This window comes from Aggregicoccus sp. 17bor-14 (assembly GCF_009659535.1).
Classification (GTDB): domain Bacteria; phylum Myxococcota; class Myxococcia; order Myxococcales; family Myxococcaceae; genus Aggregicoccus.
The window spans coordinates 1-22055 of sequence record NZ_VJZZ01000025.1 but is presented as its reverse complement, the minus strand read 5'-3'; the positions used below and the strand labels follow the sequence as shown (position 1 = coordinate 22055).

General features: G+C 72.5%; 21 protein-coding genes. 10 read left to right on the top strand and 11 right to left on the bottom strand.

From position 1 onward, the window contains the following. Positions 1 to 85: 85 nt before the first annotated feature. The 6 genes from FGE12_RS29420 (at position 86) to FGE12_RS29395 (ending at position 4975) form a co-directional block, all read left to right on the top strand. Positions 86 to 355: a GlsB/YeaQ/YmgE family stress response membrane protein gene (locus tag FGE12_RS29420; RefSeq protein WP_153869979.1), complete on the top strand. Its 270-nt coding sequence runs from the start codon at positions 86 to 88 to the stop codon at positions 353 to 355. A gap of 112 nt (positions 356 to 467) precedes the next feature. Further along, the gene (bioB, locus tag FGE12_RS29415; RefSeq protein ID WP_153869978.1) at positions 468 to 1511 is read left to right on the top strand and encodes a biotin synthase BioB; all 1044 of its coding nucleotides are present in this window, start codon (positions 468 to 470) and stop codon (positions 1509 to 1511) included. A gap of 13 nt (positions 1512 to 1524) precedes the next feature. Next, the gene (gene bioF / locus FGE12_RS29410) at positions 1525 to 2721 is read left to right on the top strand and encodes an 8-amino-7-oxononanoate synthase (protein WP_370459203.1); all 1197 of its coding nucleotides are present in this window, start codon (positions 1525 to 1527) and stop codon (positions 2719 to 2721) included. Next, entirely contained in the window at positions 2718 to 3416 is a 699-nt protein-coding gene (gene bioD, locus FGE12_RS29405) for a dethiobiotin synthase (protein WP_153869976.1), read from the top strand. Before bioF ends, bioD begins: the two co-directional genes overlap by 4 nt. Positions 3417 to 3542: 126 nt before the next feature. Further along, positions 3543 to 3821, top strand: coding sequence for a hypothetical protein (locus tag FGE12_RS29400; RefSeq protein ID WP_153870010.1), 279 nt, complete (start codon positions 3543 to 3545; stop codon positions 3819 to 3821). Next, a complete protein-coding gene (locus FGE12_RS29395; RefSeq protein ID WP_194798407.1) occupies positions 3818 to 4975 on the top strand; it encodes a pyridoxal phosphate-dependent aminotransferase in 1158 nt (385 codons plus the stop codon). Before FGE12_RS29400 ends, FGE12_RS29395 begins: the two co-directional genes overlap by 4 nt. Positions 4976 to 4990: 15 nt before the next feature. On the opposite strand, the gene FGE12_RS29390 is transcribed toward FGE12_RS29395, so the two are convergent. Continuing rightward, positions 4991 to 6229, bottom strand: coding sequence for a GAF domain-containing sensor histidine kinase (locus tag FGE12_RS29390; protein ID WP_153869975.1), 1239 nt, complete (start codon positions 6227 to 6229; stop codon positions 4991 to 4993). 117 nt (positions 6230 to 6346) lie between these two features. Next, entirely contained in the window at positions 6347 to 7219 is an 873-nt protein-coding gene (locus tag FGE12_RS29385) for an NAD(P)-dependent oxidoreductase (RefSeq protein ID WP_153869974.1), read from the bottom strand. A 148-nt stretch (positions 7220 to 7367) separates the two neighbouring features. Between FGE12_RS29385 and FGE12_RS29380 the strand changes: the two genes are divergently transcribed. Beyond that, the gene (locus FGE12_RS29380; RefSeq protein WP_153869973.1) at positions 7368 to 8420 is read left to right on the top strand and encodes a hypothetical protein; all 1053 of its coding nucleotides are present in this window, start codon (positions 7368 to 7370) and stop codon (positions 8418 to 8420) included. Between the two features lie 13 nt (positions 8421 to 8433). On the opposite strand, the gene FGE12_RS29375 is transcribed toward FGE12_RS29380, so the two are convergent. From FGE12_RS29375 to FGE12_RS29350, 6 genes are all read right to left on the bottom strand, one after another. Continuing rightward, positions 8434 to 8964, bottom strand: a complete 531-nt coding sequence (locus FGE12_RS29375; RefSeq protein ID WP_153869972.1) for a glycine cleavage system protein R — start codon at positions 8962 to 8964, stop codon at positions 8434 to 8436. Beyond that, positions 8964 to 11003 carry a M13 family metallopeptidase gene (locus FGE12_RS29370; RefSeq protein ID WP_153869971.1) on the bottom strand — a complete coding sequence of 680 codons (2040 nt, stop codon included), beginning with the start codon at positions 11001 to 11003 and terminating at the stop codon, positions 8964 to 8966. The genes FGE12_RS29375 and FGE12_RS29370 overlap by 1 nt, the downstream gene beginning before the upstream one ends. A gap of 76 nt (positions 11004 to 11079) precedes the next feature. Next, positions 11080 to 11454, bottom strand: coding sequence for a response regulator (locus FGE12_RS29365; protein ID WP_153869970.1), 375 nt, complete (start codon positions 11452 to 11454; stop codon positions 11080 to 11082). Beyond that, on the bottom strand, positions 11451 to 11894 hold the full coding sequence (locus FGE12_RS29360) for a response regulator (RefSeq protein WP_153869969.1): 444 nt from the start codon (positions 11892 to 11894) through the stop codon (positions 11451 to 11453). The genes FGE12_RS29365 and FGE12_RS29360 overlap by 4 nt, the downstream gene beginning before the upstream one ends. A 141-nt stretch (positions 11895 to 12035) precedes the next feature. After that, positions 12036 to 12812 carry a YdcF family protein gene (locus FGE12_RS29355; protein WP_153869968.1) on the bottom strand — a complete coding sequence of 259 codons (777 nt, stop codon included), beginning with the start codon at positions 12810 to 12812 and terminating at the stop codon, positions 12036 to 12038. A 71-nt stretch (positions 12813 to 12883) separates the two neighbouring features. Then, entirely contained in the window at positions 12884 to 14659 is a 1776-nt protein-coding gene (locus tag FGE12_RS29350; RefSeq protein WP_153869967.1) for a phosphoenolpyruvate carboxykinase (GTP), read from the bottom strand. A gap of 278 nt (positions 14660 to 14937) precedes the next feature. On the opposite strand from FGE12_RS29350, the gene FGE12_RS29345 reads away from it, so the two are divergent. Then, entirely contained in the window at positions 14938 to 16800 is a 1863-nt protein-coding gene (locus FGE12_RS29345) for an SLC13 family permease (RefSeq protein ID WP_153869966.1), read from the top strand. Here the strand turns inward: FGE12_RS29345 and FGE12_RS29340 are convergent. Then, positions 16797 to 17426 carry a tRNA-(ms[2]io[6]A)-hydroxylase gene (locus FGE12_RS29340; RefSeq protein WP_153869965.1) on the bottom strand — a complete coding sequence of 210 codons (630 nt, stop codon included), beginning with the start codon at positions 17424 to 17426 and terminating at the stop codon, positions 16797 to 16799. The genes FGE12_RS29345 and FGE12_RS29340 overlap by 4 nt on opposite strands. Positions 17427 to 17685: 259 nt before the next feature. Here FGE12_RS29340 and FGE12_RS29335 point away from each other — a divergent pair, with 259 nt between their 5' ends. Continuing rightward, the gene (locus FGE12_RS29335) at positions 17686 to 19311 is read left to right on the top strand and encodes an MFS transporter (RefSeq protein ID WP_153869964.1); all 1626 of its coding nucleotides are present in this window, start codon (positions 17686 to 17688) and stop codon (positions 19309 to 19311) included. A 78-nt stretch (positions 19312 to 19389) separates the two neighbouring features. Then, positions 19390 to 19980 carry a YdeI family protein gene (locus FGE12_RS29330; protein ID WP_153869963.1) on the top strand — a complete coding sequence of 197 codons (591 nt, stop codon included), beginning with the start codon at positions 19390 to 19392 and terminating at the stop codon, positions 19978 to 19980. Between the two features lie 10 nt (positions 19981 to 19990). On the opposite strand, the gene FGE12_RS29325 is transcribed toward FGE12_RS29330, so the two are convergent. Then, the gene (locus FGE12_RS29325) at positions 19991 to 20440 is read right to left on the bottom strand and encodes a hypothetical protein (RefSeq protein ID WP_153869962.1); all 450 of its coding nucleotides are present in this window, start codon (positions 20438 to 20440) and stop codon (positions 19991 to 19993) included. Positions 20441 to 20487: 47 nt separating this feature from the next. Next, positions 20488 to 21327 (bottom strand): GNAT family N-acetyltransferase, encoded by an 840-nt coding sequence (locus FGE12_RS29320; protein WP_153869961.1) that lies wholly within the window; start codon positions 21325 to 21327, stop codon positions 20488 to 20490. Positions 21328 to 22055: the final 728 nt, after the last annotated feature.

Below are 22055 nucleotides of genomic sequence, written 5' to 3'. Positions count from 1 at the left end.
TGCAAGCACAGCTTTGAACCCATGAGCCGCTGCGGATGTCCTCCGCACGGCGAACCACCGCGACTACAGGGAGAGGGACAACATCATGGGGATCATCGCGTTCATCGTCGTCGGCATCATCGCGGGGCTCATCGCCCGCGCGCTCATGCCCGGTAACCAGTCCATGGGCCTGGTGGCCACGGCCATCCTGGGCATCGTGGGCTCCTTCGTGGGCGGCCTCATCGCCTCGCTCTTCAGCAGCGACGGGCACGTCTGGGACCTGCACCCCACCGGCCTCATCTTCAGCGTGATCGGCGCGATGCTGGTGCTGCTGCTCGTCGGCATGGCCAACGGCCGCCGCCACCTGCACACCTAGGCGGGCAGGGGATACAGACTCGTCAACCCTGCCGCTTGCGGCGGTTGACAAGGGCTGGGGGTGGGCGCGAGGGTTCGCGCCCACCCCTTTTTTTTCAGGCCCCGAGGCGCCCATGTCCGAGCACGCGACCGAGACCGACACCGACACCCTGACGGGCCACGCCCACTACGCGAAGCCCCTGCCCGAGGGGCTGCAGCTGCGCCACGACTGGACGCTCGCCGAGGTGAAGGCCCTGTACGAATTGCCGCTGCTGGACCTCGTCCACCGCGCGCAGACGGTGCACCGGCAGGTGTTCACGGACAACAAGGTGCAGCTGTGCAGCCTGCTGTCCATCAAGACGGGCGGCTGCCCGGAGGACTGCGGCTACTGCCCGCAGGCGGCGCGCTACCACACCGGCGTGAAGGCCGAGAAGCTGATGCCGGTGCCCCAGGTGCTCGAGGCCGCCGCGAGCGCGCGCGCCGCCGGCGCCACCCGCTTCTGCATGGGCGCGGCCTGGCGCGAGGTGAAGGACGGCGCCCAGTTCGACAGCGTGCTGGAGATGGTGAAGGGCGTGCGCGCGCTGGGCATGGAGGCGTGCGCGACGCTGGGCATGCTCAGCGACTCGCAGGCCCAGCGCCTCAAGGAGGCGGGCCTCAGCGCGTACAACCACAACCTGGACACCTCGAAGGAGCACTACGGGGACATCATCTCCACGCGCACCTACGACGATCGCCTGCGCACCCTCTCGCGCGTGCGCAACGCGGGCATCAGCGTGTGCTGCGGCGGCATCATCGGCATGGGCGAGAGCGTGGAGGACCGCTGCAACCTGCTGCTCACGCTCGCCAACCAGGAGCACCACCCGGAGAGCGTGCCGGTGAACGCGCTGGTGGCGGTGGAGGGCACGCCGCTCGCGAACCAGAAGCGCGTGGAGACGCTGGACATGGTGCGCACCATCGCCACTGCCCGCATCCTCATGCCCGCCTCCATGGTGCGCCTGAGCGCGGGCCGCATGCAGATGAACGAGGAGGCGCAGCTCCTGTGCATGATGGCGGGCGCCAACTCGCTCTTCTTCGGCGAGAAGCTGCTCACCACCGGCAACCCCCAGTACGAGAGCGACATGGCGCTGCTCGAGAAGGCCGGCATCCGGCCGCTCGAGCCCAACGCCGGCGCGCGCTAGGCCGATGAGGGCCGTGCCGCACGCCCCGGGCCTGCCCGCGCAGGCCTGGGCCGAGGAGGAGCTCGCGCGGCTCGAGGCGCAGGGGCTGCGCCGCACGCTGGAGCCGCACGCGGGCGCGCAAGGGGCGCAGCTGCAGGTGGGCGGGCGCACCCTGCTCAACTTCTCGAGCAACGACTACCTCGGGCTCGCCGCGCACCCTGCGGTGCGCGCCGCGGCCGCGCGCGCGCTGGAGGCGCACGGGGTGGGCGCGGGCGCGAGCCGGCTCGTGGTGGGCGACACGCTCGCGCACGGGCGCCTGGAGGCGCGGCTCGCGCGCTTCGAGGGGGCCGAGGCGGTGCGCCTCTTCAACTCGGGCTACGCGGCGAACACCGGCGTGCTGCCCGCGCTGCTGGGCCCGCAGGACGCGGTCTTCTCGGACGCGCTCAACCACGCGAGCCTCGTGGACGGCTGCCGCCTGTCGCGCGCGCGCACGGTGGTGTACCCGCACGCGGACGTGGGCGCGCTCGCCCGGGCACTTCGGGACACGCCCGCGCGCCGGCGCCTCATCGTCACGGACGCGGTGTTCTCCATGGACGGGGACCTGGCGCCGCTCGCCGAGCTGGTACAGCTGGCACGCGCGCACGGCGCCGCGCTGCTGGTGGACGAGGCGCACGCGACGGGCGTGCTGGGCCCGAGGGGCGGCGGCCTGTGCGAGGCGCTGGGGCTCGCGGACGCGGTGGACATCCGCATGGGCACGCTCTCCAAGAGCCTGGGGGCCTTCGGCGCCTACGTGGCGACGAGCCGCGCGGTGGCGGACCTGATGGTGAGCCGCGCGCGGCCGCTCGTGTTCAGCACGGCGCTGCCCGCGGCGGTGTGCGCCGCGGCCGAGGCGGCGGTGGACCTCGTCGAGCAACAGCCGCCGCTGCGCGCGCGTCTGTGGCGCCACATCCACGCCTTCAGCGAGGGGCTGCGCGCGCTCGGCCTCCCCGCGGAGGCGCGCAGCGCGGTGTTCCCGGTGGTGCTGGGCAGCCCCGAGCGCGCGCTCGCCGCGGCGGCGTGCCTGCGCGAGGCGGGGTTGCTCGTGAAGGCCATCCGCCCGCCCACCGTGCCCGAGGGGACGAGCCGCCTGCGCTTCTGCCTCTCCGCGGCGCACGAGGACCACCACATCCAACAGGCGCTCCACGCGCTGGCCGCGTTGGACCTGCGCACCCCCGCTCCCCGAGGACCATGACTCCGCGAATCTTCGTCACTGGAACCGACACCGGCGTGGGCAAGACGCAGGCCTCCTGCGCGCTGCTGCGCCTCATGTCGGACGCGGGCCTCGCCCCGCGCGCCTTCAAGCCCTACGAGAGCGGCTGCCGCTCGCTCGCGCGCCCCGAGGACGCCCAGGCCCTGCGCCGCGCCGCGCGCAGCCTGCAGTCGCTGGACGAGGTCTGTCCCCAGCGCTACCGGCTCCCGCTCGCCCCCGGCATCGCGGCGCAGCGCGAGGGGCGCGAGAGCTCCTGGGCGAAGACGCTCGGGGCGTGGCGCACGGTGGGGCAGGGCGCGTGCGTGGTGGAGGGGGCGGGCGGGCTCTTCGTGCCGCTGGACCCGGAGCACGACGTGGTGGACCTCATCGCGGAGCTCGGCCTGCCGGTGCTGCTGGTGGCGCGCGCGGGGCTGGGGACGCTGAACCACACGGCGTTGAGCCTCGAGGCGCTCGGGCGCCGGCGCATCCCGGTGGCCGCGGTGCTGCTCAGCCGCACGGCAGACGTGGACGACCCCTCCGAGCGGGACAACGCGCGCCTCATCGCCGAGCGCCACGGCGTGCGCGTGCTGGGCCCGGTGCCCCACGAGCCGGACGCCGCGGCCCGCGCCGCGGCCTTCCGCCGGGCGCTCGCGCCGCTGCTCCCGGTGCTACAGGCCCGAAGCGCCCAGGGCCGGTAAATCGGCCTCCGGCGCGCTTCCGAGAGGGAGCGCGCGGATCTTCCGATACGCACGCTGCGCAAATTTTCGGGCGGATCGGTCGCTGAATTGGACGGGTGCTTTTTCCCGCGCGAGAACGCCTCGGCAATGGCGGACATCATCGATCTCTCGCTCGTCACCGATGCCAGGCGCTACCTCCACAAGCTGCTGGATGCGCGCGGCATCGCGTACTTCCTGCGCAAGGACGGGCAGCGGCTCTTCGAGCTCGAGCCCTCCAAGGTGGAGCTGGTGGTCCGCACGGTGACGCGCACGCGCCCCGCGCACCTGCCCAGCCCGCACCCGCGCGCAGTGGAGCACTGCCGCCAGGAGGTGCGCCGCGTGCTCATCCGCCGCGTGGTGGACGCCATGCTGCAGACGGGGCTGTGAGCCGCTTCTCCCGGCGCACGCTCTTTCCCCGCGAGCCCAACGCGCTCGCCCTCGCGCTCTCGGCCGCCCGCGCCGAAGGGCGCCCCCTGCTGGACCTCACCGAGTCCAACCCCACGCGCGTCGGCCTCCCCCGGCCCCCGCCCGGGCTGCTCGCCTCTCCCGAGGCGCTGGACTACGCGCCCGAGCCCCTGGGGCTCCCGGCTGCGCGCGCCGCGCTGGGCGCCTTCCTCGGCCTTCCCCCCGAGCACCTGGTGCTCAGCGCGAGCAGCAGCGAGGCCTACGGCTGGCTCTTCAAGCTGCTGTGCGAGCCGGGCGACGAGGTGCTGGTGCCCGCTCCCGGCTACCCCCTCTTCGAGCACCTCGCGCAGCTGGAGGGCGTGGCGGCGCGCCCCTACCGCCTGCCGCTCGCGCACGGCTTCGGGCTGGACGTGGAGGAGCTCTCGCGCGCGCTCACCCCGCGCACCCGCGCCATCGTCGTGGTGAACCCGGGCAACCCCACCGGCCACTTCCTGCAGGAGGGCGAGCTCGCGCAGCTCGCGAGCCTGTGCGCCGCGCGCGGGCTCGCGCTGGTGAGCGACGAGGTGTTCGCCCCGTACGCGTGGGCGGGGTCCGCCGAGGGCCGGGTGGCGAGCGTGGCGGGGCGCGCGCTGCCCATGCCCACCTTCTGCTTGGGCGGGCTCTCCAAGGGGGCGGGGCTGCCGGGGCTCAAGCTGGGCTGGCTGCACGTGGGCGGCCCCGAGGCCGAGCGCGAGGAGGCACTCGCGCGCCTGGAGCTGGTGGCGGACACCTTCCTCTCGGTGGGCACGCCCGTGCAGCAGGCCCTGCCCGCGCTGCTCGCGCACGCGCCGGCGTTCCAGCGGGCAGCGCTCGCGCGCGTGGCGCAGAACCGCGCGGCGCTCCGGGCGGCGCGGCCGGCGCACGCCGCCTGGGACCTGCTGCCCGCGGAAGGGGGCTGGAGCGCGGTGCTGCGCATCCCGCGCGAGCCCGGCGAGGAGGCCACCTGCCTCGCGCTGCTCGCGGCGGGCGTGCTCGTGCAGCCCGGCTACTTCTACGACTTCTCGGGCGGCGCCTTCCTCGTCCTCTCGCTGCTGGTGGAGCCCGCGGTGCTCGGGGCAGCGCTGCCCCTGCTGCAGCGGGTGCTCGCGAGCAGCTGAGGCGCCCGCGCGCGCTCAGCCCCGCGCCGTGCTGCGCGGCAGGGTGAACTCGAACACCGCGCCCCCCGCCACCGCGTTGCTGCCGCGCAGCGTGCCGCCGTGGGCACTCACCAGCCCGTAGGCGATGGAGAGGCCCAGCCCCACCCCGCGCCGGTCGGTCTGCTCCGTGCCGCGGCGGAAGGGCTGGAAGGGCTGCGCGAGCAGGGCCTCGGGCAGGCCCGGCCCCGAGTCCACCACGCTGAACGCCACGTGTCCGTCCTCGATCCGCGCGCTCACCCGGATGCTCCCGCCCTCGGGCGTGAACTTCACCGCGTTGCCCACCAGGTTGGAGAACACCTGGTGGATGCGGTCCGGGTCGCACTCGACCGCGGCGCGCAGCTCGGGGAGCTGGATCTCCAGCACCTGGTTGCGCTCGCTCGCGAGCGGGGCGAACTCCGCCACCTGGTCCAGCAGCCCGTGCAGGTCCACCGGCACGGGGCGCACGTGCAGCGCGCCCGCCTCGATGGCGGCCATGTCCAGCAGGTCCGTCACCATCCGGTCCATGCGCCACGCCGCGCGCTGGATGCGCTCGAGGTGGTGGCGCGCGCGTCCGTTGAGCGCGACCACCAGCGGGCCCAGCATCGTCGCGCTCATGGTGATGGTGGCGAGCGGGTTCTTCAGGTCGTGCGACACCGTGGCCACGAACTCGCGCCGCAGCGCCGCTTCCGCCTCGGCGCGCTCGCGCGCCCGCTGCTCCAGCGCGTAGAGGCGCCCGTTGTCCACGGCCACCGCCGCCGAGTCCGCGAGCGCCTGCAGCAGCTGCACCTCGCGCGGCGTCGCGCGCCGCGAGGTCGCCCAGTACGCCCCGATGGCCCCGATGGGCTCGGCGCGGCGCAGGGGCACCATGGCGAGGCTCTTCACGAAGGTCTGCCGGTACACCTCGTGCGGGACGCGCGGGTCCGCGAACACGTCCTCGATGACGGCCGGCTCGCGGTGGAGGATGGCCCACCCGGACACGCAGCTGCTCATCGCGAAGCGGTGCCCCTTCCACAGCGGCGCGATGGCGTCCTCGTCCGCGTAGTGCACGTGGTCGCCCTCGCGCAGCACGAAGGTGACGCCGTCCGCGCCGGTGAGGGCGCGCGCGGTGCGCCGCACGAAGGCCATCACGTCGTCCAGCTCGCGCAGGTACGCGAGCTCCTGTACCGCCTCGAGCAGTGCGCCCATGTCCTCGCGGGAGAGCTCCTCGCGGGAGAAGGGCTCGGGCATTCGCCGCATGAATGGCCTCCGTCCAGTGGGTGTGGAGGGTCCAATCGGCGGCGTGCGCGCACTATTCCGCCGGAGGGGGCGGGGGGCTCGGGCCCTGCTGCTGCGACCGCTGCTGCGTATTCCCGCTCAGCGCCCCACGGCCTCCGCGAGCGCCGCCATGTCCTCGCCGCCCAGCCCCTTCTCCAGCGCGCGCTCGAAGTGGCGGATGACGCCCTCCATCACCGGCAGGGACACCTTCGCGGCCGCCGCGGCCTCGCGCACGAGCCGCGCGTCCTTGAGCGCGAGCTGCAGCGGGAAGCTCGCGGGGTAGCTGTGCGCGAGCATCAGCTTGCCCTTGAGGTGCGCGTACTTCACGTCCAGCCCGCCGCCGGCGATGACCTCCAGCAGCCGCTCCTCGGGCACGCCCACGCTGCGCGCCACCGCGAAGGACTCGGCGAGCGCGCCCAGCAGCCCCACCAGCCACGCGTTGACCACCAGCTTGGTGCGCGTGCCCTGGCCCGCGGCGCCCAGCGGCAGCGTGCGGCTGCCCACCGCGGAGAAGACCCGCTCACACGCCCGCAGCGCCGCCTCCTCCCCCGAGGCGAGCACCAGCAGCTGGCCGGCTTCCGCCGGCTCCCGGGTGCCGAGCACCGGCGCATCCACGTACGCGACCTCCCGGCCCGCGGCCGCCGCCATCAGCCGCTCGGTGGCGGCGATGCCCACGGTGCTCATCTGCGCCCACACCGCGCCCGGGTCGAGCGAGGCGAGCACCCCGTCCGCGCCCGTCATCACCGCCTCCACTGCCGCGCCGTCCGAGAGCATGGTGAGCACCACCCCGGCGCCCCGGGCCGCCTCGCGCGCGCTCTCGCAGGCCCTGGCCCCGGCCTCCTCCAGCGGGCGCAGGCGCTCGCGGGTGCGGTTCCACGCGCGCACCTTCAGCCCCGCGCGCAGGAGGCTTCGGCCCATGCCCGTGCCCATCAGCCCCGCGCCCAGCAGCGCCACCGTGTCGGTCTGTCGCATGGCGTTGGGGGTATGCCCGCGGGCTCCCCGCGTCGAGAGGGACGCCGGGCCAGGGTGCCCTGCGCACGCCTGGCCGACTGCTCAACAGGCACCCGGGGCCCCGGGCGCGCGGTTGGCCCGGGAGGGCGCGCGGGGGAGACTGCAGCCCATGGAATCGCTGCTGTCCTTCCGCCCCGCGCTCGCCGACCGGCTGGCTCCGCTCGCGCGCGCGCTCGGGCTGGAGCCGGGCGTGGGGACGGAGGTGCTGGTGGAGGCGGTGGTGCAGGTCTCCAGCTTCCACGAGGAGGGCTTCCCGCTCGCCCCGGTGGTGTTCATCGGCCGCGGGCTCGAGGAGCTGCTGCAGGCCGTGCACGGCACGCACCCGGTGCTGCTGGGCAGCGGGGTGGTCTCGCTCGAGTGCGTGCGGCTCGCGCTGCGCAGTTGCGCGCCGCTCGCCGAGGGGCGGCAGTGGGCGATCGTGCTGCTGGTGGGGGAGGGGCAGCTGCAGTTCGGGGTGTTCTGCACGGACCGCTCCCCGCTGCGCGTCACCTCCTTCGAGGCGCTGCGCACGCTGCCTGCGGACGCGCCGCCGCTGGTGGGCATCACCTCGCTGGGCGAGCGCGTGGTGGGAGTGCGGGGCCCCGGCGGGGCGAACCTCTTCTTCGACTTCTCGGGCACCGCGCACCTGGAGAGCGGCAGCCCGATGCGCGTGCTCGCGGACTTCGTGGAGGCGGTGACCCGCGACGTGCCCGAGCCGCTGCGCCCCCAGCTGCGCGCCTTCTACTACCGCATCGGGGTGGAGGTGGTGAGCGGCGCCCACGGCGCACTGGTGGCCGTGCTCGATGCGCGCGCGCAGGCCCCGGACTTCCTCTCGGACGGGCTGTGGCTCGCGGAGCCCCTGGACCTCACCGCGCTCGCGCTGCGCTACGAGGCGGAGCACGGCGAGCGGGACGCGCTGGGGCTCATCGCGTACGGCAGCCTCTATCGCCGGATGATCGGCATGGACGGCATCACCGTGTTCGACTCGCGCGGGCGGCTGCTCGGCTACAACTGCTTCATCCGGCAGCAGGTCATCGGCCAGCCCGCGCGCAAGGTGGTGGGCGGCGCGCGGCGCCGCGCCTTCGAGGTGCTCTGCGGCGAGGTGGGCCACAGCCTCGCCGCCGCGCTCTACCGCTCGCGCGACGGGGCGGCCGAGTGCCGGCGCGCCCCGTCCCAGAGCTGAGCGCCCCTGGCTCTCAGCCGTGCGGCGGCACGAGCGTGAGGTCCACCATCAGGTCGTCGGTGAGCCGGCTCTCCACCTCGCGGCGCAGGAGCTCCAGGTCCAGGTGCGAGGTGCAGCGCAGGTCCGCGGTGGCCTTGAACAGGGCCTCGCCGGACATGGGGGCGCTCACCGACTCGGTGGAGAGGTCCACGATGCTCACCCCGCGCCGCGCGAGCGCGCCCGTCACGTCGCGCACGATGCCCGGGCGGTCCGCCCCGGTGAGCTCCAGGTGCAGCCGCTGCTCGCCCAGGGGCAGCTCGCTGGGCGGGTCGCGGTCCACGCGCACGCTGAGGCCCTCCACGCGCTCGAGCTCGCGGGTGAGCGCCTCGGCGTGCGCCTCCTCGACGGACACCTGCAGGATGCCGGCGAAGCGCCCGGACAGGCGCGCCATGCGGCTCTTCTCCCAGTTGCCGCCGTGGCTCGCCACCGAGTGCGAGAGCGCGCTGACGATGCCCGGGCGGTCCGGGCCGGTGAAGGTGACGACGAGGGAGATGCGGGCGCTCATCACCACACCTCGCAGCGCTGCGCGGCCGGGCGCACCATGGGCGCGCCGTCCTTGCACTGGAAGGCCTGCTGGAACTCGCGCAGGTTCGAGAGCGGTCCCACCACCCGGTACTTGCCAATGGGGTGCGGGTCTCCCTGCACCATCAGGCGCTGGGTCTCGGGGCGCACCGCATCGCCGCGGAACTGCCCCCAGGCGATGAAGAACTGCTGCTCGGGGGTGAAGCCGTCCACCGTGGGCACCGGCGTGCGCTTCATCGCGCGCTGCAGGGCGCCGTAGGCGATCTTCGCGCCCGCGAGGTCCCCGATGCTCTCGCCCAGCACCAGCTTGCCGTTGTGGAAGACGCCGCCCTCCACCGGGTACTTGTCGAACTGCTGCACCACGCAGGCGCCGCGCTCGGAGAAGTGCTTCAGGTCCGCCGGCTGCCACCAGTCGCGCAGGCGCCCCTGCGCGTCGAACTTGGCGCCCTGGTCGTCGAAGCCGTGGCTGATCTCATGCCCGATGACCACGCCGATGGCGCCGTAGTTCACCGCGTCGTTCGCCTCCATGCTGAAGGCGGGCGGCTGCAGGATGCCCGCGGGGAAGACGATCTCGTTGAGCGAGGGGTTGTAGTAGGCGTCCGAGGTGGGCGGCGTGATGTCCCAGCGGCCGCGGTCCACCGGGCGGTTCACCGTGGAGAGCGCATCGCGCATGGCGAACTTGCGCCCCGCCACCACGTTCTCCCAGTGGTGCGCGCGGTCCACCTTCACGCTCGAGTAGTCCTTCCACTTGTCCGGGTAGCCGATCTTCGGGTTGAAGGTCGCGAGCTTCTCGAGCGCCTGCTTCTTCGTCTGCGGCCCCATCCAGTCCAGGCCCTGGATCGTGTCCCCCATGGAGGCGAGCAGGTCCTTCACCATCACCTGCATGCGGGCCTTCGCCGCGGGCGGGAAGTAGCGCTCCACGTACTTCTTGCCCAGCGCCTCGCCCAGCAGCCGGTCCGTGGACTCCACGCAGCGCTTCCAGCGCGGCTTCAGCTCCTTCGCGCCGCCCAGGTACTGCTGGTCGAAGGCGAAGTCCTCCTGCACGAAGGCGCGCGTGAGCTGCGGCGCGGCGGCGCGCAGCACGTGCCAGGTGAGGTAGGTCTTCCAGCGCGGCAGCGGCGTCTCCTTCAGCTGCCGGTCCAGCTCCTGGAGGAACTTGGGCTCCATCACGTTGAGGTCCGCGCGCTGCACGCCCAGGCGCCGGTAGTAGCCGGCCCAGTCGAAGGCGGGCGCGAGCTTCTGCAGCGCCGCGAACTTCATCATGTGGTCGGTGTTGGCGGGGTCTCGCAGCGCCACGTTGTCCAGGGAGGCGCGCGCGAGCTCCGTCTCCATCGCGAGCACGTCCTCGCCCGCCTGCTTCGCCTCGGCCTCGCTGCGGCCGGCGAGCTGGAAGAGGCGCGCCACGTGCGCGCGGTACTTCTCGCGCGCCTCGACGAAGCGCGGCTCGGTCTTCACGTAGTAGTCGCGGTCCGGCAGCCCCAGCCCGCTCGCGAAGAGGTGCACGATGACGCGCGTGGGCTCGGCGTAGGCCGACTGCGCGGCGAGCCCGAAGGGCACCGGCAGGCTCATCTGGTGCAGCGTGGCGATCATCCCCTGCACGCCCGCCCCGTCCTTCAGCGCGGCAATCTGCTGCAGCAGCGGCTCCACGGGCTGCACCCCGCGCGCCTCCACCGCCGCCTCGTCCATGCAGGCGCCGTAGTGGTCCCCGATGAGCTGCTCCACGCTGCCGGGCTTCCAGTCGCGGCGCTGGGAGACCTCGTCCAGGATCTCCTTCAGCCGCTCCTTCGCGCTCTCACCGGCCTGCCAGCGGCGGCTCCAGCGCACCATGGACGGCGGGATGGGGTTCTGCTGGCGCCACGCCCCGTTGGCGAACGCGTAGAAGTCCGTGCAGGGGTCCACCTTGCGGTCGAGGTCCCCCACCTCGATGCCCTTGAGCGCAGGGGCAGGGGCAGGTGGGGAGGATGCGAGCGCTGGCAGGGCAGCGCCGAGCGCGAGGGTGAGCAGCGTGCGTCCGAGGCGCATCGGGAGGCTCCTTCCGGGGCGGGCCCGGGCTGTGAGTGCTCGGACCACACCACACCCGGGGGGCCTCCTGCATTCCTCAGGCGACCCTTTGCTGTACTGGAAGGCAGTGCGCGCGGGCGAGGTCCAGCAGGCGCCCGGCGGACACGGGCTTGGTGAGCAGCCCCAGCACCCCGGACGGAGGCCTCGCGAGGTGCGCCGAGAGCACCACGATGGGCAGCGGGATGGGGCACACGCGCCGCGCGAGGTGCGCGAGGAACTCCTCGCCGCACATCCGGGGCATGTGGATGTCCAGCAGGATGAGGCCCCACTCGGACACGCGCACGAGCTGGGTCAGGGCCTCGCGCCCGTCCGCCGCGCAGTGCACCTCGTAGCCGGCGAGCTCGAGCAGCTCCTGGTGCGCCGCGCGCAGGTCCGTGTCGTCCTCGATCAGCAGGATGGGCATCCGGCTCATGCGCCCTCCGCCCCGCTCTGCGCGCCGCCCTGCGCTCCAGGCGTCCCGGCGCGCAGCGAGGCGAGCACCGCGCGCAGCTCCGCCTCGAACGCGGGCACGGCCGAGGGGTGCGACGGCTTGCGCAGGAAGCCCACCAGGTTCGCGAGCTCCGCGGGCGGGTGCAGCCCGGCGGAGGTGACCACCAGGATGGGCACCTTGGGGAAGGCCGGGTTGCGGCGCATCTCGGCGTAGAAGTTCCAGCCGTTCACGCCCGGCAGCAGCAGGTCCAGCACCACCAGGTCCGGCGGGGGCTGGCTGCGCAGGTGGCCCAGCGCGGTGAGCCCGTCGGGCTCGTGCACCACCTGCGCGCCGGCGGCCGTGAGGCACTGGGCGATCTGCTGGGCGTGGTGGGCCTCGTCCTCGACGAGGAGCACCCGGAGCGGGCCTGGCTGCGAAGTCATGGGTGCCGGGACGCTATGTCACGCGTCCTCCCGCGCCCAGCAAGCCGCCCGCGCGAGTGGACAGCAGCCTGGACTGCAGGACGGGGCGCGCCGCCCCCCCCCCGCTCCCGCAGTCCGGGCACCCGCACGCGCCGTGCGGCTTCAGGGCGCGCTGTAGCCGCGCAGCCGGTAGACGGCGCGCCCGGCGAGCTCGCGCAGCGCGAGCTCGCTCTCGTTCAGGTGCGCCGCGCGCGGCAGGGAGCTCGTGAGCAGGCCGCCCCAGGTGGGCGGCACCGCGCGCACGTCCACCGCGAGCGTGTCCGGCTGCAGCCCCACCGCGCGAAAGCAGCCCACCGCGCGCGGCAGGTGCGCCGCGCTGGTGACGAGCAGGAGCGAGCCCCAGCGCTCGCGCTGCACCACGCGCGCGGCCTCCAGCGCGTTCTCGCGCGTGTTGCGGCTCTTCGCCTCGAGCACGAGGCGGGAAGGGGAGATGCCCCAGCGCGTGAGCAGCCGCGCCATCGCCTCGGCCTCGAGCGGCTGGCCGGGGTCGATGGCCCCGCCGCTCAGGAGCGCCTGCCGCGCGTGCCCGCCCTGCAGCAGCTCGAAGCCCTTCTCCACCCGCTCCGCCGCGGCGTTGAGCTGCACCTCGCCGCTCGCGCGCGTGGCCCCCGGCTCCAGCGCGCCCCCGAGCACGATCACCGCGTCGTAGGTGTGCTGGGGCCGGTAGCTCGAGCGCGCGCCCGACTCGGTCAGGTACATCAGCGCGTTGGACACCGGCTGCACGCTGAAGAGGTACAGCAGCGCGAGCGCCCCGAGCGCGAGCGTGCGGCTGCCGCGCGGGCGGCGCCGGGCGAGCAGCAGCGCGAGCGCGCCCAGCAGCAGCGCCCACGCGAGCGGGCTGAGCAGCACGTCCAGCAGCTTGGAGAGGAGGAGGAACATGAGAAAGGGCCGCCCCCAGCGTGCTGGGAGCGGCCCTGGATCTACCCGATTCCCGGGGGCCTACGCGCCGATCAAGCTTCGATGCGGCTCATCAGCAGCTTGCGCTGCAGCATGAGCGACTCGGGCGCCTTGCTGCCCAGCTGCTCGAAGAAGGGCTCCTGGCTCTTGAACTCCGCCTTCCACTCCTCGGGCTTGATGGCGGTGGCCTCGGCCATCTGCTCCTTGGAGACGTCCAGCCCCTTGAGGTTGAGGTCGCCCTCGCGCGGCACCCAGCCCAGCAGCGTCTCCTGGGTGGCGACGCGGCCGTGCACGCGGTTCACGATCCACTCGAGCACGCGCATGTTGTCGCCGTAGCCCGGCCAGATGAACTTGCCGTTCGCGTCCTGGCGGAACCAGTTCACCTGGAAGATCTTGGGCAGCTGCTTGATGGAGCTCTGCATGTCCAGCCAGTGCTGGAAGTAGTCGCCCATGTTGTAGCCGCAGAAGGGCAGCATCGCCATCGGGTCGCGGCGCACCACGCCCACCTTGCCGGTGGCCGCAGCGGTGGTCTCCGAGCCCATGGTGGCGCCCAGGAACACGCCGTGGGTCCAGTTGAAGGCCTGGAGCACGAGCGGCACGGTGGTGGAGCGGCGGCCGCCGAAGATGATCGCGCTGATGGGCACGCCCATCGGGTCGTTCACCTTGGGGCTGAGCGCGGGGTTGTTGCTCGCCGGCGCGGTGAAGCGGCTGTTGGGGTGCGCGGCCTTCTCGCTGCTGCCCTTCTTCCAGGGGCGGCCCTGCCAGTCGGTGAGCTCCTCGGGCACCGGGCCGTCCATCCCCTCCCACCACACGTCCCCGTCCGGGGTGAGCGCCACGTTGGTGAAGATGGTGTCCTTGGCCACGCAGGCCATGGCGTTGGGGTTGGTCTTGTTGTTGGTGCCCGGCGCGACGCCGAAGTAGCCGGCCTCGGGGTTGATGGCGTAGAGGCGGCCGTCCTTGCCCACGTTCATCCAGGCGATGTCGTCGCCCACGGTCTCGATCTTCCAGCCCTGGTACTCCTTGGGCGGGATCATCATGGCGAAGTTGGTCTTGCCGCAGGCCGAGGGGAACGCGGCCGCGACGTAGGTGGTCTCGCCCTGCGGAGAGGTGACGCCGAGGATGAGCATGTGCTCGGCGAGCCAGCCCTCGTTCTTGCCCAGGTAGCTGCCGATGCGCAGCGCGAGGCACTTCTTGCCCAGCAGCACGTTGCCGCCGTAGCCCGAGCCGAAGCTCCAGATGGTGTTGTCCTGGGGGAAGTGGCAGATGTAGCGGCGCTCGGGGTTGAGGTCGCCCGTGGAGTGCAGGCCGCGGTTGAAGTCGTTGCTGTCGCCCAGCATGTCGAGCGCCTGCTTCCCCATGCGCGCCATGATCCGCATGTTGAGGACCACGTACGCAGAGTCGGTCAGCTCCACGCCCACCTTGGCGAAGGGGCTGCCGATGGGGCCCATCACGTAGGGCACCACGTACATGGTGCGGCCCTTCATGCAGCCCTCGAAGAGGTTGCCCAGCTTCGCGTAGGCGGCGTCCGGGTCCATCCAGTTGTTGGTGGGCCCCGCGTCCTCCTTGTTGGGCGTGCAGATGAAGGTGAGGTGCTCCACGCGCGCCACGTCGTTGGGGTTGGAGCGGGCGTAGTAGCAGCCCGGGCGCTTCTCCTGGTTGAGCGGCATCAGGATGCCGGCCTGGACGCACTCGTCCGTGAGGCGCTTCTTCTCCGCCTCGCTGCCGTCACACCAGACGATCTGGTCCGGCTGGGTGAGCTTGGCCATCTCCGCCACCCACCCGAGCAGGTGGGAGTTCTTCGTCAACGCATTGCCCTGCACGGAAGCCATCTGGTTTTCCCTCGTTTCTCGGAAGTCGTTGCCCCCCGCGCGGCTCGGCTGGTGGGCCTGCGACCAGCCCGCGCGGGAACAGGACGCACCCTTCGGCAAGGGCCCTGGAAAAGCAACATCTGCCACCCCGCCCACCCCTCCGCCAGCCGAAGGAAACCCTAAACTTTACTAATCCACAGCCCAGCTTTCATAAATTGGACGCTCGGTGCGCGCCACCCCCTCACCATCCGCCCCGGGCGGTCCCACCTTGGGGGAACAGGGAGGCTTGAGGGGCCCGAATGGCCGTCGCGATCGTGCTGGGTGTGGTGGTGCTCGCAGTGGTGCTCTTCGCGATCGAGTCCATCCCGATCGAGGTGAGCGCGCTCACCGTGGTGTGCCTGCTCGCGCTCACGCGGGTGCTCACCCCGGAGCAGGCCTTCGCGGGCTTCAGCAACGACACCGTCATCTTCATCTTCACCCTGCTCGCGATGACGCAGGGCCTGGCGAGCACCGGCGTGGTGCAGCTCATCGGGCAGCGGATGAGCTTCTTCGCGCGCTTCGGGCACCAGACCTTCGTCTTCGCGATGATGGTGACGGTGGGGGCCTTCAGCAGCCTCGTCTCCAACACGGTGACCACCGCGGCCTTCCTGCCGGTCGCCATCGGCGCGGCGAACCGGGCGAAGGTGCCCAAGAGCAAGGTCCTGCTGCCGCTCGCGTACGCCTCCATGCTGGGCGGCACCATCTTCCTCTACGGCACCAGCACGAACCTCGTGGTGAGCGAGGCGCTGCAGCAGCGCGGGATGAAGGGCATCGGGGTGACCGAGCTCACGCCCCTGGGGGTGCCCATCGCCGTCGTGGGCATCCTCGTGGTGGTGCTGCTGGGGCCGCTGCTCCTGCCGGTGCGCAAGGGCAAGGAGGGCGCGAGCGAGTGGACCTTCCGCGAGTTCATCGCCGAAGCGTGCCTCCCGGCGGGCAGCCGCTACCTGGGCAAGCCGCTCGCGGAGATCAGCGAGGGGCTCGGCATCCGGGTCATCGGGCTGGTGCGCAACGGCCAGAGCCTGCCTGCGCTCCCCACGCACGTGCTCACGCGCGAGGACCGGCTGCTCATCGAGGGGCAGCGCGAGGACATATTGCGGGTGAAGGACCTCCAGGGCATCGAGATCCGCGCGGACGTGCGGCTGCAGGAGGACGAGACGCTGGGCAAGGACCTGGTGATGGTGGAGGCCAGCGTGCCGCCCGGCAGCCCGCTCATCGGGCGCACCCTGCGCGAGACGATGTTCGCGGACCGCTTCGGCATGGTGGTGCTCGCGCTGCACCGCCGGCCCAACATCCAGCGCCTCACGAAGCTGCAGCTGCTCGGGCGCATCTTCGGCGGCAACTCGCTCGCGAGCCTCGACCTCAACGTGGGCGACGTGGTGCTCCTGCGCGGCCCGCGCGAGCGCGCCCCGGCGCTCCTGCAGAACAACCTGCTCATCGTGCTGAGCGACGTGGAGCACCAGGCGCCGCGCTACGCGAAGGCGCTGCTCGCGCTCGGCATCTTCCTCAGCGTGCTGGTGGTGGGCTCGCTCGAGCTCGTCCCGCTCTCGGTCGCGGGCCTCGTCGGCATGCTGCTGATGATCGCCACCGGGTGCGTGGACTCGCGCCTCGCCTTCCGGGTGGACTGGCGCGTGGCGCTGCTCATCGGCTCCATGCTCGCGCTCGGCGTGGCCATGGAGACGAGCGGCGCGGGGCGCTTCCTCGGCCAGAAGGTGGCGCTGCTGGCCAACACGGGGGTCGGGGGCCCGCGCGGCGTGATGCTGGTGCTGATGCTGCTCACCATCCTGCTCTCCGCGCCCATGAGCAACCAGGCCGCGGCGCTCGTGGTGCTGCCGGTGGCGATCAACGCGGCCACCCAGCTGGGCGTGGACCCCCGCCCCTTCGTGATGGCCGTCACGCTCTCGGCGAGCTGCTCCTTCATCACCCCGCTCGAGCCCAGCTGCGTGATGGTGTACGGCCCCGGCCACTACCGCTTCACCGACTTCTTCCGCCTCGGCACCCCGCTCACCGCGGTGCTCGTGGCGCTGCTCATGTTCGCGGTGCCGCTGGTGTGGCCCTTCGACGGCCCGGGCGCGAAGGGTGCGCCCCCCGCGCGCGCAGCGCCGGTGAGCGCGCTGCAGCGCTAGTGGATGGCCGCGCGCAGGCCCACCGCCACCACCACCTCCGCCTCGCGCGCGAGCAGGCTCTCGAGCCGCGCGCCCACCTGCGCCTCGTCCCCGCCCGCGGCGGCGAGCGCGAGCCGGTGGAAGAGGGCCTGGTGCCCGTCCTCGCTCTGCGCCAGCTCCGCGTAGAAGCGCTTGAGCGGGGGCTCCTCGAGCCCCTCGGCCAGCAGTGAGAGGCGCTCGCAGGAGCGCGCCTCGATCACCGCCGCCACCAGCAGCCGGTCCACGCGCCGCTCGGCGGCCCCGTTGCGCACCCAGGTCTGCAGCGCCTGGGCGTAGGGGTCTCCCCCGTCGCGCCCGAGGGTGAGGCCGCGCGCCTCCAGCAGCTCGAGCACCTTCGCGAGGTGCGCGCTCTCCTCGCGCGCGAGCCGCGCCATCTGCGCGGGCAGCCCCGGCAGGTCCGGGTAGCTCTGGATGAGGCTGAGCGCGTTGGCGGCCGCCTTCTTCTCGCAGTGGGCGTGATCCACCAGCACCTCGTCGAAGCGCGAGAGGGCGAGCGGGAGCCAGCGCGGGTCCGTGGGCTGGTGCAGCAGCACGGGCCCTGCTCCGGAGAGCGGGCGCCGGCGGGCGGTGGGGGTGGAGGAGCTCATGAGGGCGCTGGGCACAGAAGGCCGGCGGACCCTAGCGCATTCCCCGGATGACGCGCCGCGTCTGTGGCCGTGCCAACGCCTGCTGGTCGCCATAACTTTCTTTGCGCAACGCAAGGGTCCTACAACCCCAGACAGCGCACGTGCGCTTCCAGCGCGCGCGCCTGTCGCACGGCAGAGCAGGCCCACCCGCCGCACCGGGGAGACGACCGTGGCACAACCCGCAAGTCAGAGCGTTGAGATGGTGGAGGCCGCGAGGCCCATGACCAGTGAGGAGCGAAAGGTCATCTTCGCCTCGTCGCTGGGCACCGTCTTCGAGTGGTACGACTTCTACCTCTACGGCTCCTTGAGCGCCGTGATCGCGAAGCAGTTCTTCTCGGGCGTCAATCCCACCGCCGCCTTCATCTTCGCGCTGCTCGCGTTCGCGGCGGGCTTTGCGGTGCGCCCCTTCGGCGCGCTCTTCTTCGGGCGCCTCGGCGACCTGGTGGGCCGCAAGTACACCTTCCTCGTCACCATCCTCATCATGGGCCTGTCGACCTTCATCGTCGGCCTGCTGCCCAGCTACGCCACCATCGGCATCGCGGCGCCCGTGATCCTCATCTTCCTGCGCCTGCTGCAGGGGCTCGCGCTGGGCGGCGAGTACGGCGGCGCGGCCACCTACGTGGCCGAGCACGCGCCGCACGGCAAGCGCGGCAGCTACACCGCGTGGATCCAGACCACCGCCACCATGGGCCTCTTCCTCTCGCTGCTCATCATCCTCGGCTGCCGCCTGGCCGTGAGCGCCGAGGACTTCGACCGCTGGGCGTGGCGCATCCCGTTCCTGCTCTCCATCCTGCTGCTGGGCGTCTCCACCTGGATCCGCCTCAAGCTCAGCGAGTCTCCCGCCTTCAAGCGCATGAAGAGCGAGGGCAAGACCTCCAAGGCCCCGCTGCGCGAGTCCTTCGCCCACTGGCCGAACCTCAAGATCGTGCTGCTCGCGCTCTTCGGCGTGGTCGCGGGGCAAGCGGTGGTCTGGTACACGGGCCAGTTCTACGCGCTCTTCTTCCTCACCCAGACGCTGAAGGTGGACGCGCAGCCGGCGAACCTGATGATCGCCGCGGCGCTGCTCATCGGCACGCCCTTCTTCGTCATCTTCGGCGCGCTCTCGGACCGCATCGGCCGCAAGCCCATCATCATGGCGGGGCTGCTGCTCGCGATCCTCACCTACTTCCCGCTCTTCAAGGGCATCACCCACTTCGCGAACCCCGCGCTCGAGGGCGCCATCTCCACCGCGCCCGTGGTCGTCTCGGCGGACCCCGCGGACTGCTCGGTGCAGTTCAACCCGGTGGGTACCTCCAAGTTCACGTCCTCCTGCGACGTGGCCAAGGCGGCGCTGGTGAAGCGCGGCGTGCCCTACTCGAACCACGAGGCCCCCGCCGGCACCGTCGCCAGCGTGAAGGTGGGCGACACGGTCATCCCCTCGTATGACGCGACGAAGGCCGCGGACGCGAAGGCCGAGGGCGCGCGCTTCGAGGCCGCCGTGGGCAAGGCCGCCACCGGCGCGGGCTACCCCGCCAAGGCCGACTCCAGCCGCATCAACTACGTGATGACCACGCTGCTGCTCACCATCCTGGTCATCTACGTGACCATGGTCTACGGCCCCATCGCCGCGATGCTCGTGGAGATGTTCCCCACCCGCATCCGCTACACGTCCATGTCGCTGCCGTACCACATCGGCAACGGCTGGTTCGGCGGCTTCCTGCCCACCACCGCCTTCGCGATCGTGGCGGCCACCGGCAACATCTACTCGGGCCTCTGGTATCCGATCATCGTCGCCGCCATCACCCTGCTCATCGGCGTGCCCTTCGTGCGCGAGACGCGCAACAACAACATCTACGCGCACGACTAGTGCCTGAGCCGTGAGCACCCCTGGGCCCCGCTCTCCTCCGTCGGGAGCGGGGCCCTCGTGCGTCTATACTTCGCGCCCATGGCAACGAAGACCCCCAAGCCCGAGCTCGAGGTGCGCGCCTTCGCGAACCCGCGCGCCTTCGACACCTGGCTCGCGAAGCACCACGCGCGCTCGCCGGGGCTGTGGCTGAAGCTCGCGAAGAAGGACTCGGGCACGCCCTCCGTCACCTACGCGGAAGCGCTCGAGGTGGCGCTCGCGTGGGGGTGGATCGACGGCCAGAAGGCCTCACACGACGAGAGCGCCTGGCTGCAGCGCTTCACCCCGCGCACCGCGCGCAGCCCCTGGTCGCGCATCAACCGCGACAAGGCGCTCGCGCTCATCGAAGCGGGGCGCATGCAGCCCGCGGGGCTCGCCGAGGTGGAGCGCGCGAAGGCCGACGGGCGCTGGGAGGCGGCCTACGCCTCGCAGAGCCGCGCCAGCGTGCCCGAGGACCTCGCGAAGGAGCTCGCCACGCGCCCGCGCGCGGCCACCTTCTTCGCCGCGCTCGACTCGGCCAACCGCTACGCCATCCTCTACCGGCTGCACACCGCGAAGAAGCCCGAGACGCGCGCGAAGCGGCTCGCGCTCTTCGTGGGGATGCTAGAGCGCGGCGAGAAGATCCACTCCTGAGCTGGACGGCTCAGGGCTGCAGCGGCGCGGGAGCCACCTCGGGCGCGCTCCCGAGCCGCAGCGCCGCTGCGCCCGCGAACAGCGCCGAGAGCGCGCAGGAGACCAGCGGCGCGATGAAGAAGAAGCGCCAGCTGAGCACCGCGTAGGCCGCCGCGCCGAGCGCGAGCAGCACCACCAGCGGCCGCACCGAGGTGCCGTGCTGGCGCGCGAGCGTCCCCGCCTGCCACAGCGCCACCACCATCACGAAGGCGCCCGCGCTCATGAACCACTGCCCGCCGAGGAAGAAGTCCCACAGCGTGCGCGGCGTGCCCATCATGTCGAACTGGTAGCCCCGCATCGCCGCGACCACCGCGTCCTCCGCGGGCCCGGCCGAGTGCTGGCTCAGCACTCCGAAGGTGTGCCCCACGGCGAAGACGGCGAGCAGGACGGCGGAGATGCGCAGCAGGACGTGGGGCTTCATGGGCGGGCCTCGGGGAGAGGGAAGGGGAGTGCGCCCGCGAGCCTAGCTCAGTCCACCAACACCAGTCGCTGCGGGCGCCCCGGCACGAAGCCCACCTTGCGCGCGATGCCCGCGAGGCTCGCGTTCTGCTCGTCCACGCGCAGCGTGAGTCGCGGCAGCGAGGAGAGCAGGTGGCGTGAGATCTGCCCGAGGCACAGCGTGGCGTGGCCCTTTCGCCGCTGGCCCGGCAGCGTGTACAGCCCCTCGAGCTCGGCGCCGTGCTGCGAGCGGCTGCCCACGTCCACCTTGAAGACCAGCGCTCCTGCCTCCTCGAGCACGTAGGTGCGGCGCGCGCGCACGCGCCGGCGCACCCGCGCTTCGAAGAGGCCCGCCCCGTCCGCGAGCGGGTCGCGCTCCAGCCCCTCGCGCACCGCGCCCAGCGCGAGCGGGAGCAGGCGCGGCAGGTCCTCCTCGCGCGCGAGCCGCAGCGTGGGGTTGGTGAAGGGGCCCAGGTCGTCCGCCGAGACGCCGAAGAGCCGCTGCACCCGCGAGAGCCGCGGCGTGCGCGGGCACAGCGCGCGCATCAGGGCATCCACCGCAGGCTTCTCTCCGAGACAGGCCTGCACGCGCAGGTCCTTGCCCAGCGCCTCGGTGAAGGCGCCCACCGCGGCGGCGTCGAGCGCGCTGGGCACCAGCAGCCCGCCCCCGCCTCCGACGAAGAGCACGCCCGTCAGCGCGCCTGCCTCGAAGCGCCCCCAGAAGGCACTGCCGCCGGGACCGGGACGTGCCTCCAGCCCGTACTCCTCGGCCAGGCCGAGCAGGTACAGGTGGTGCACCGGGTCCTTCGACAGCAGGGCGCGCAGTGCCTCTGCGTGGGAGGGCCCCAGCTGTTCGATCGAGGAGGACATGCGCGCGCAGGGCAGGGGCAACCGGTGGGCGTCACCTTACGCGAAAATGCCGGCGCGCGCGGAATGGCCCGGGCCTCCCGGTCGACCGACGCGGGCAGTGACCACGGAATCCAGCGCGGTCAAACGGAAGAAAGTGGGTGCAGCCGTCCCCTCTCCCTCTGGGAGAGGGTCGGGGTGAGGGATGAATCCGCCCGCTGTGCCCAACGCGCATCAGCTCTGTGGGAAAGCCGGGACGGGACGGGCTCCCCTCGCATCCGCCAAGCGCGTGCTGGCACTGCCCTGCGAGGCGCTCCGGGGATGCGCGAGGGAGGGGAGGGGTGTCGGGCCGAGTGCTGCGCGCTGCTGTGTACAAACCTCGGGAGATTTCGAAACCCCCGAGGTTTGTAGACAGCATCGCACCGACCTGCGACCGGGAGGGGCACCCCTCCGGCCGCGAAGTCGCGCGCACCTGTTCTGAGATGTCGGGGGTTTTCCGGTAAGTCTTACCGACCCCGAGGCCCCTCCCCCGCGAGCGGGACTGCCCCACAATGCATGTTGATGCTGATAGCGCCCGGGCGTCCCCCAGGCGTGCGCGTCCCACCGCACGGGAGGCGTGGACGGAACATTTCTCAAGATCCAACACATCTCGGCAGCGCGGTAGGACGGGCGGCATGGCGCCAGCGCTCGTGGTGAGAGAAGCCGAGGAGGAGGCCGTCGCGGTGGGGGTGGAGTACGCGGGGGCGCGGCTG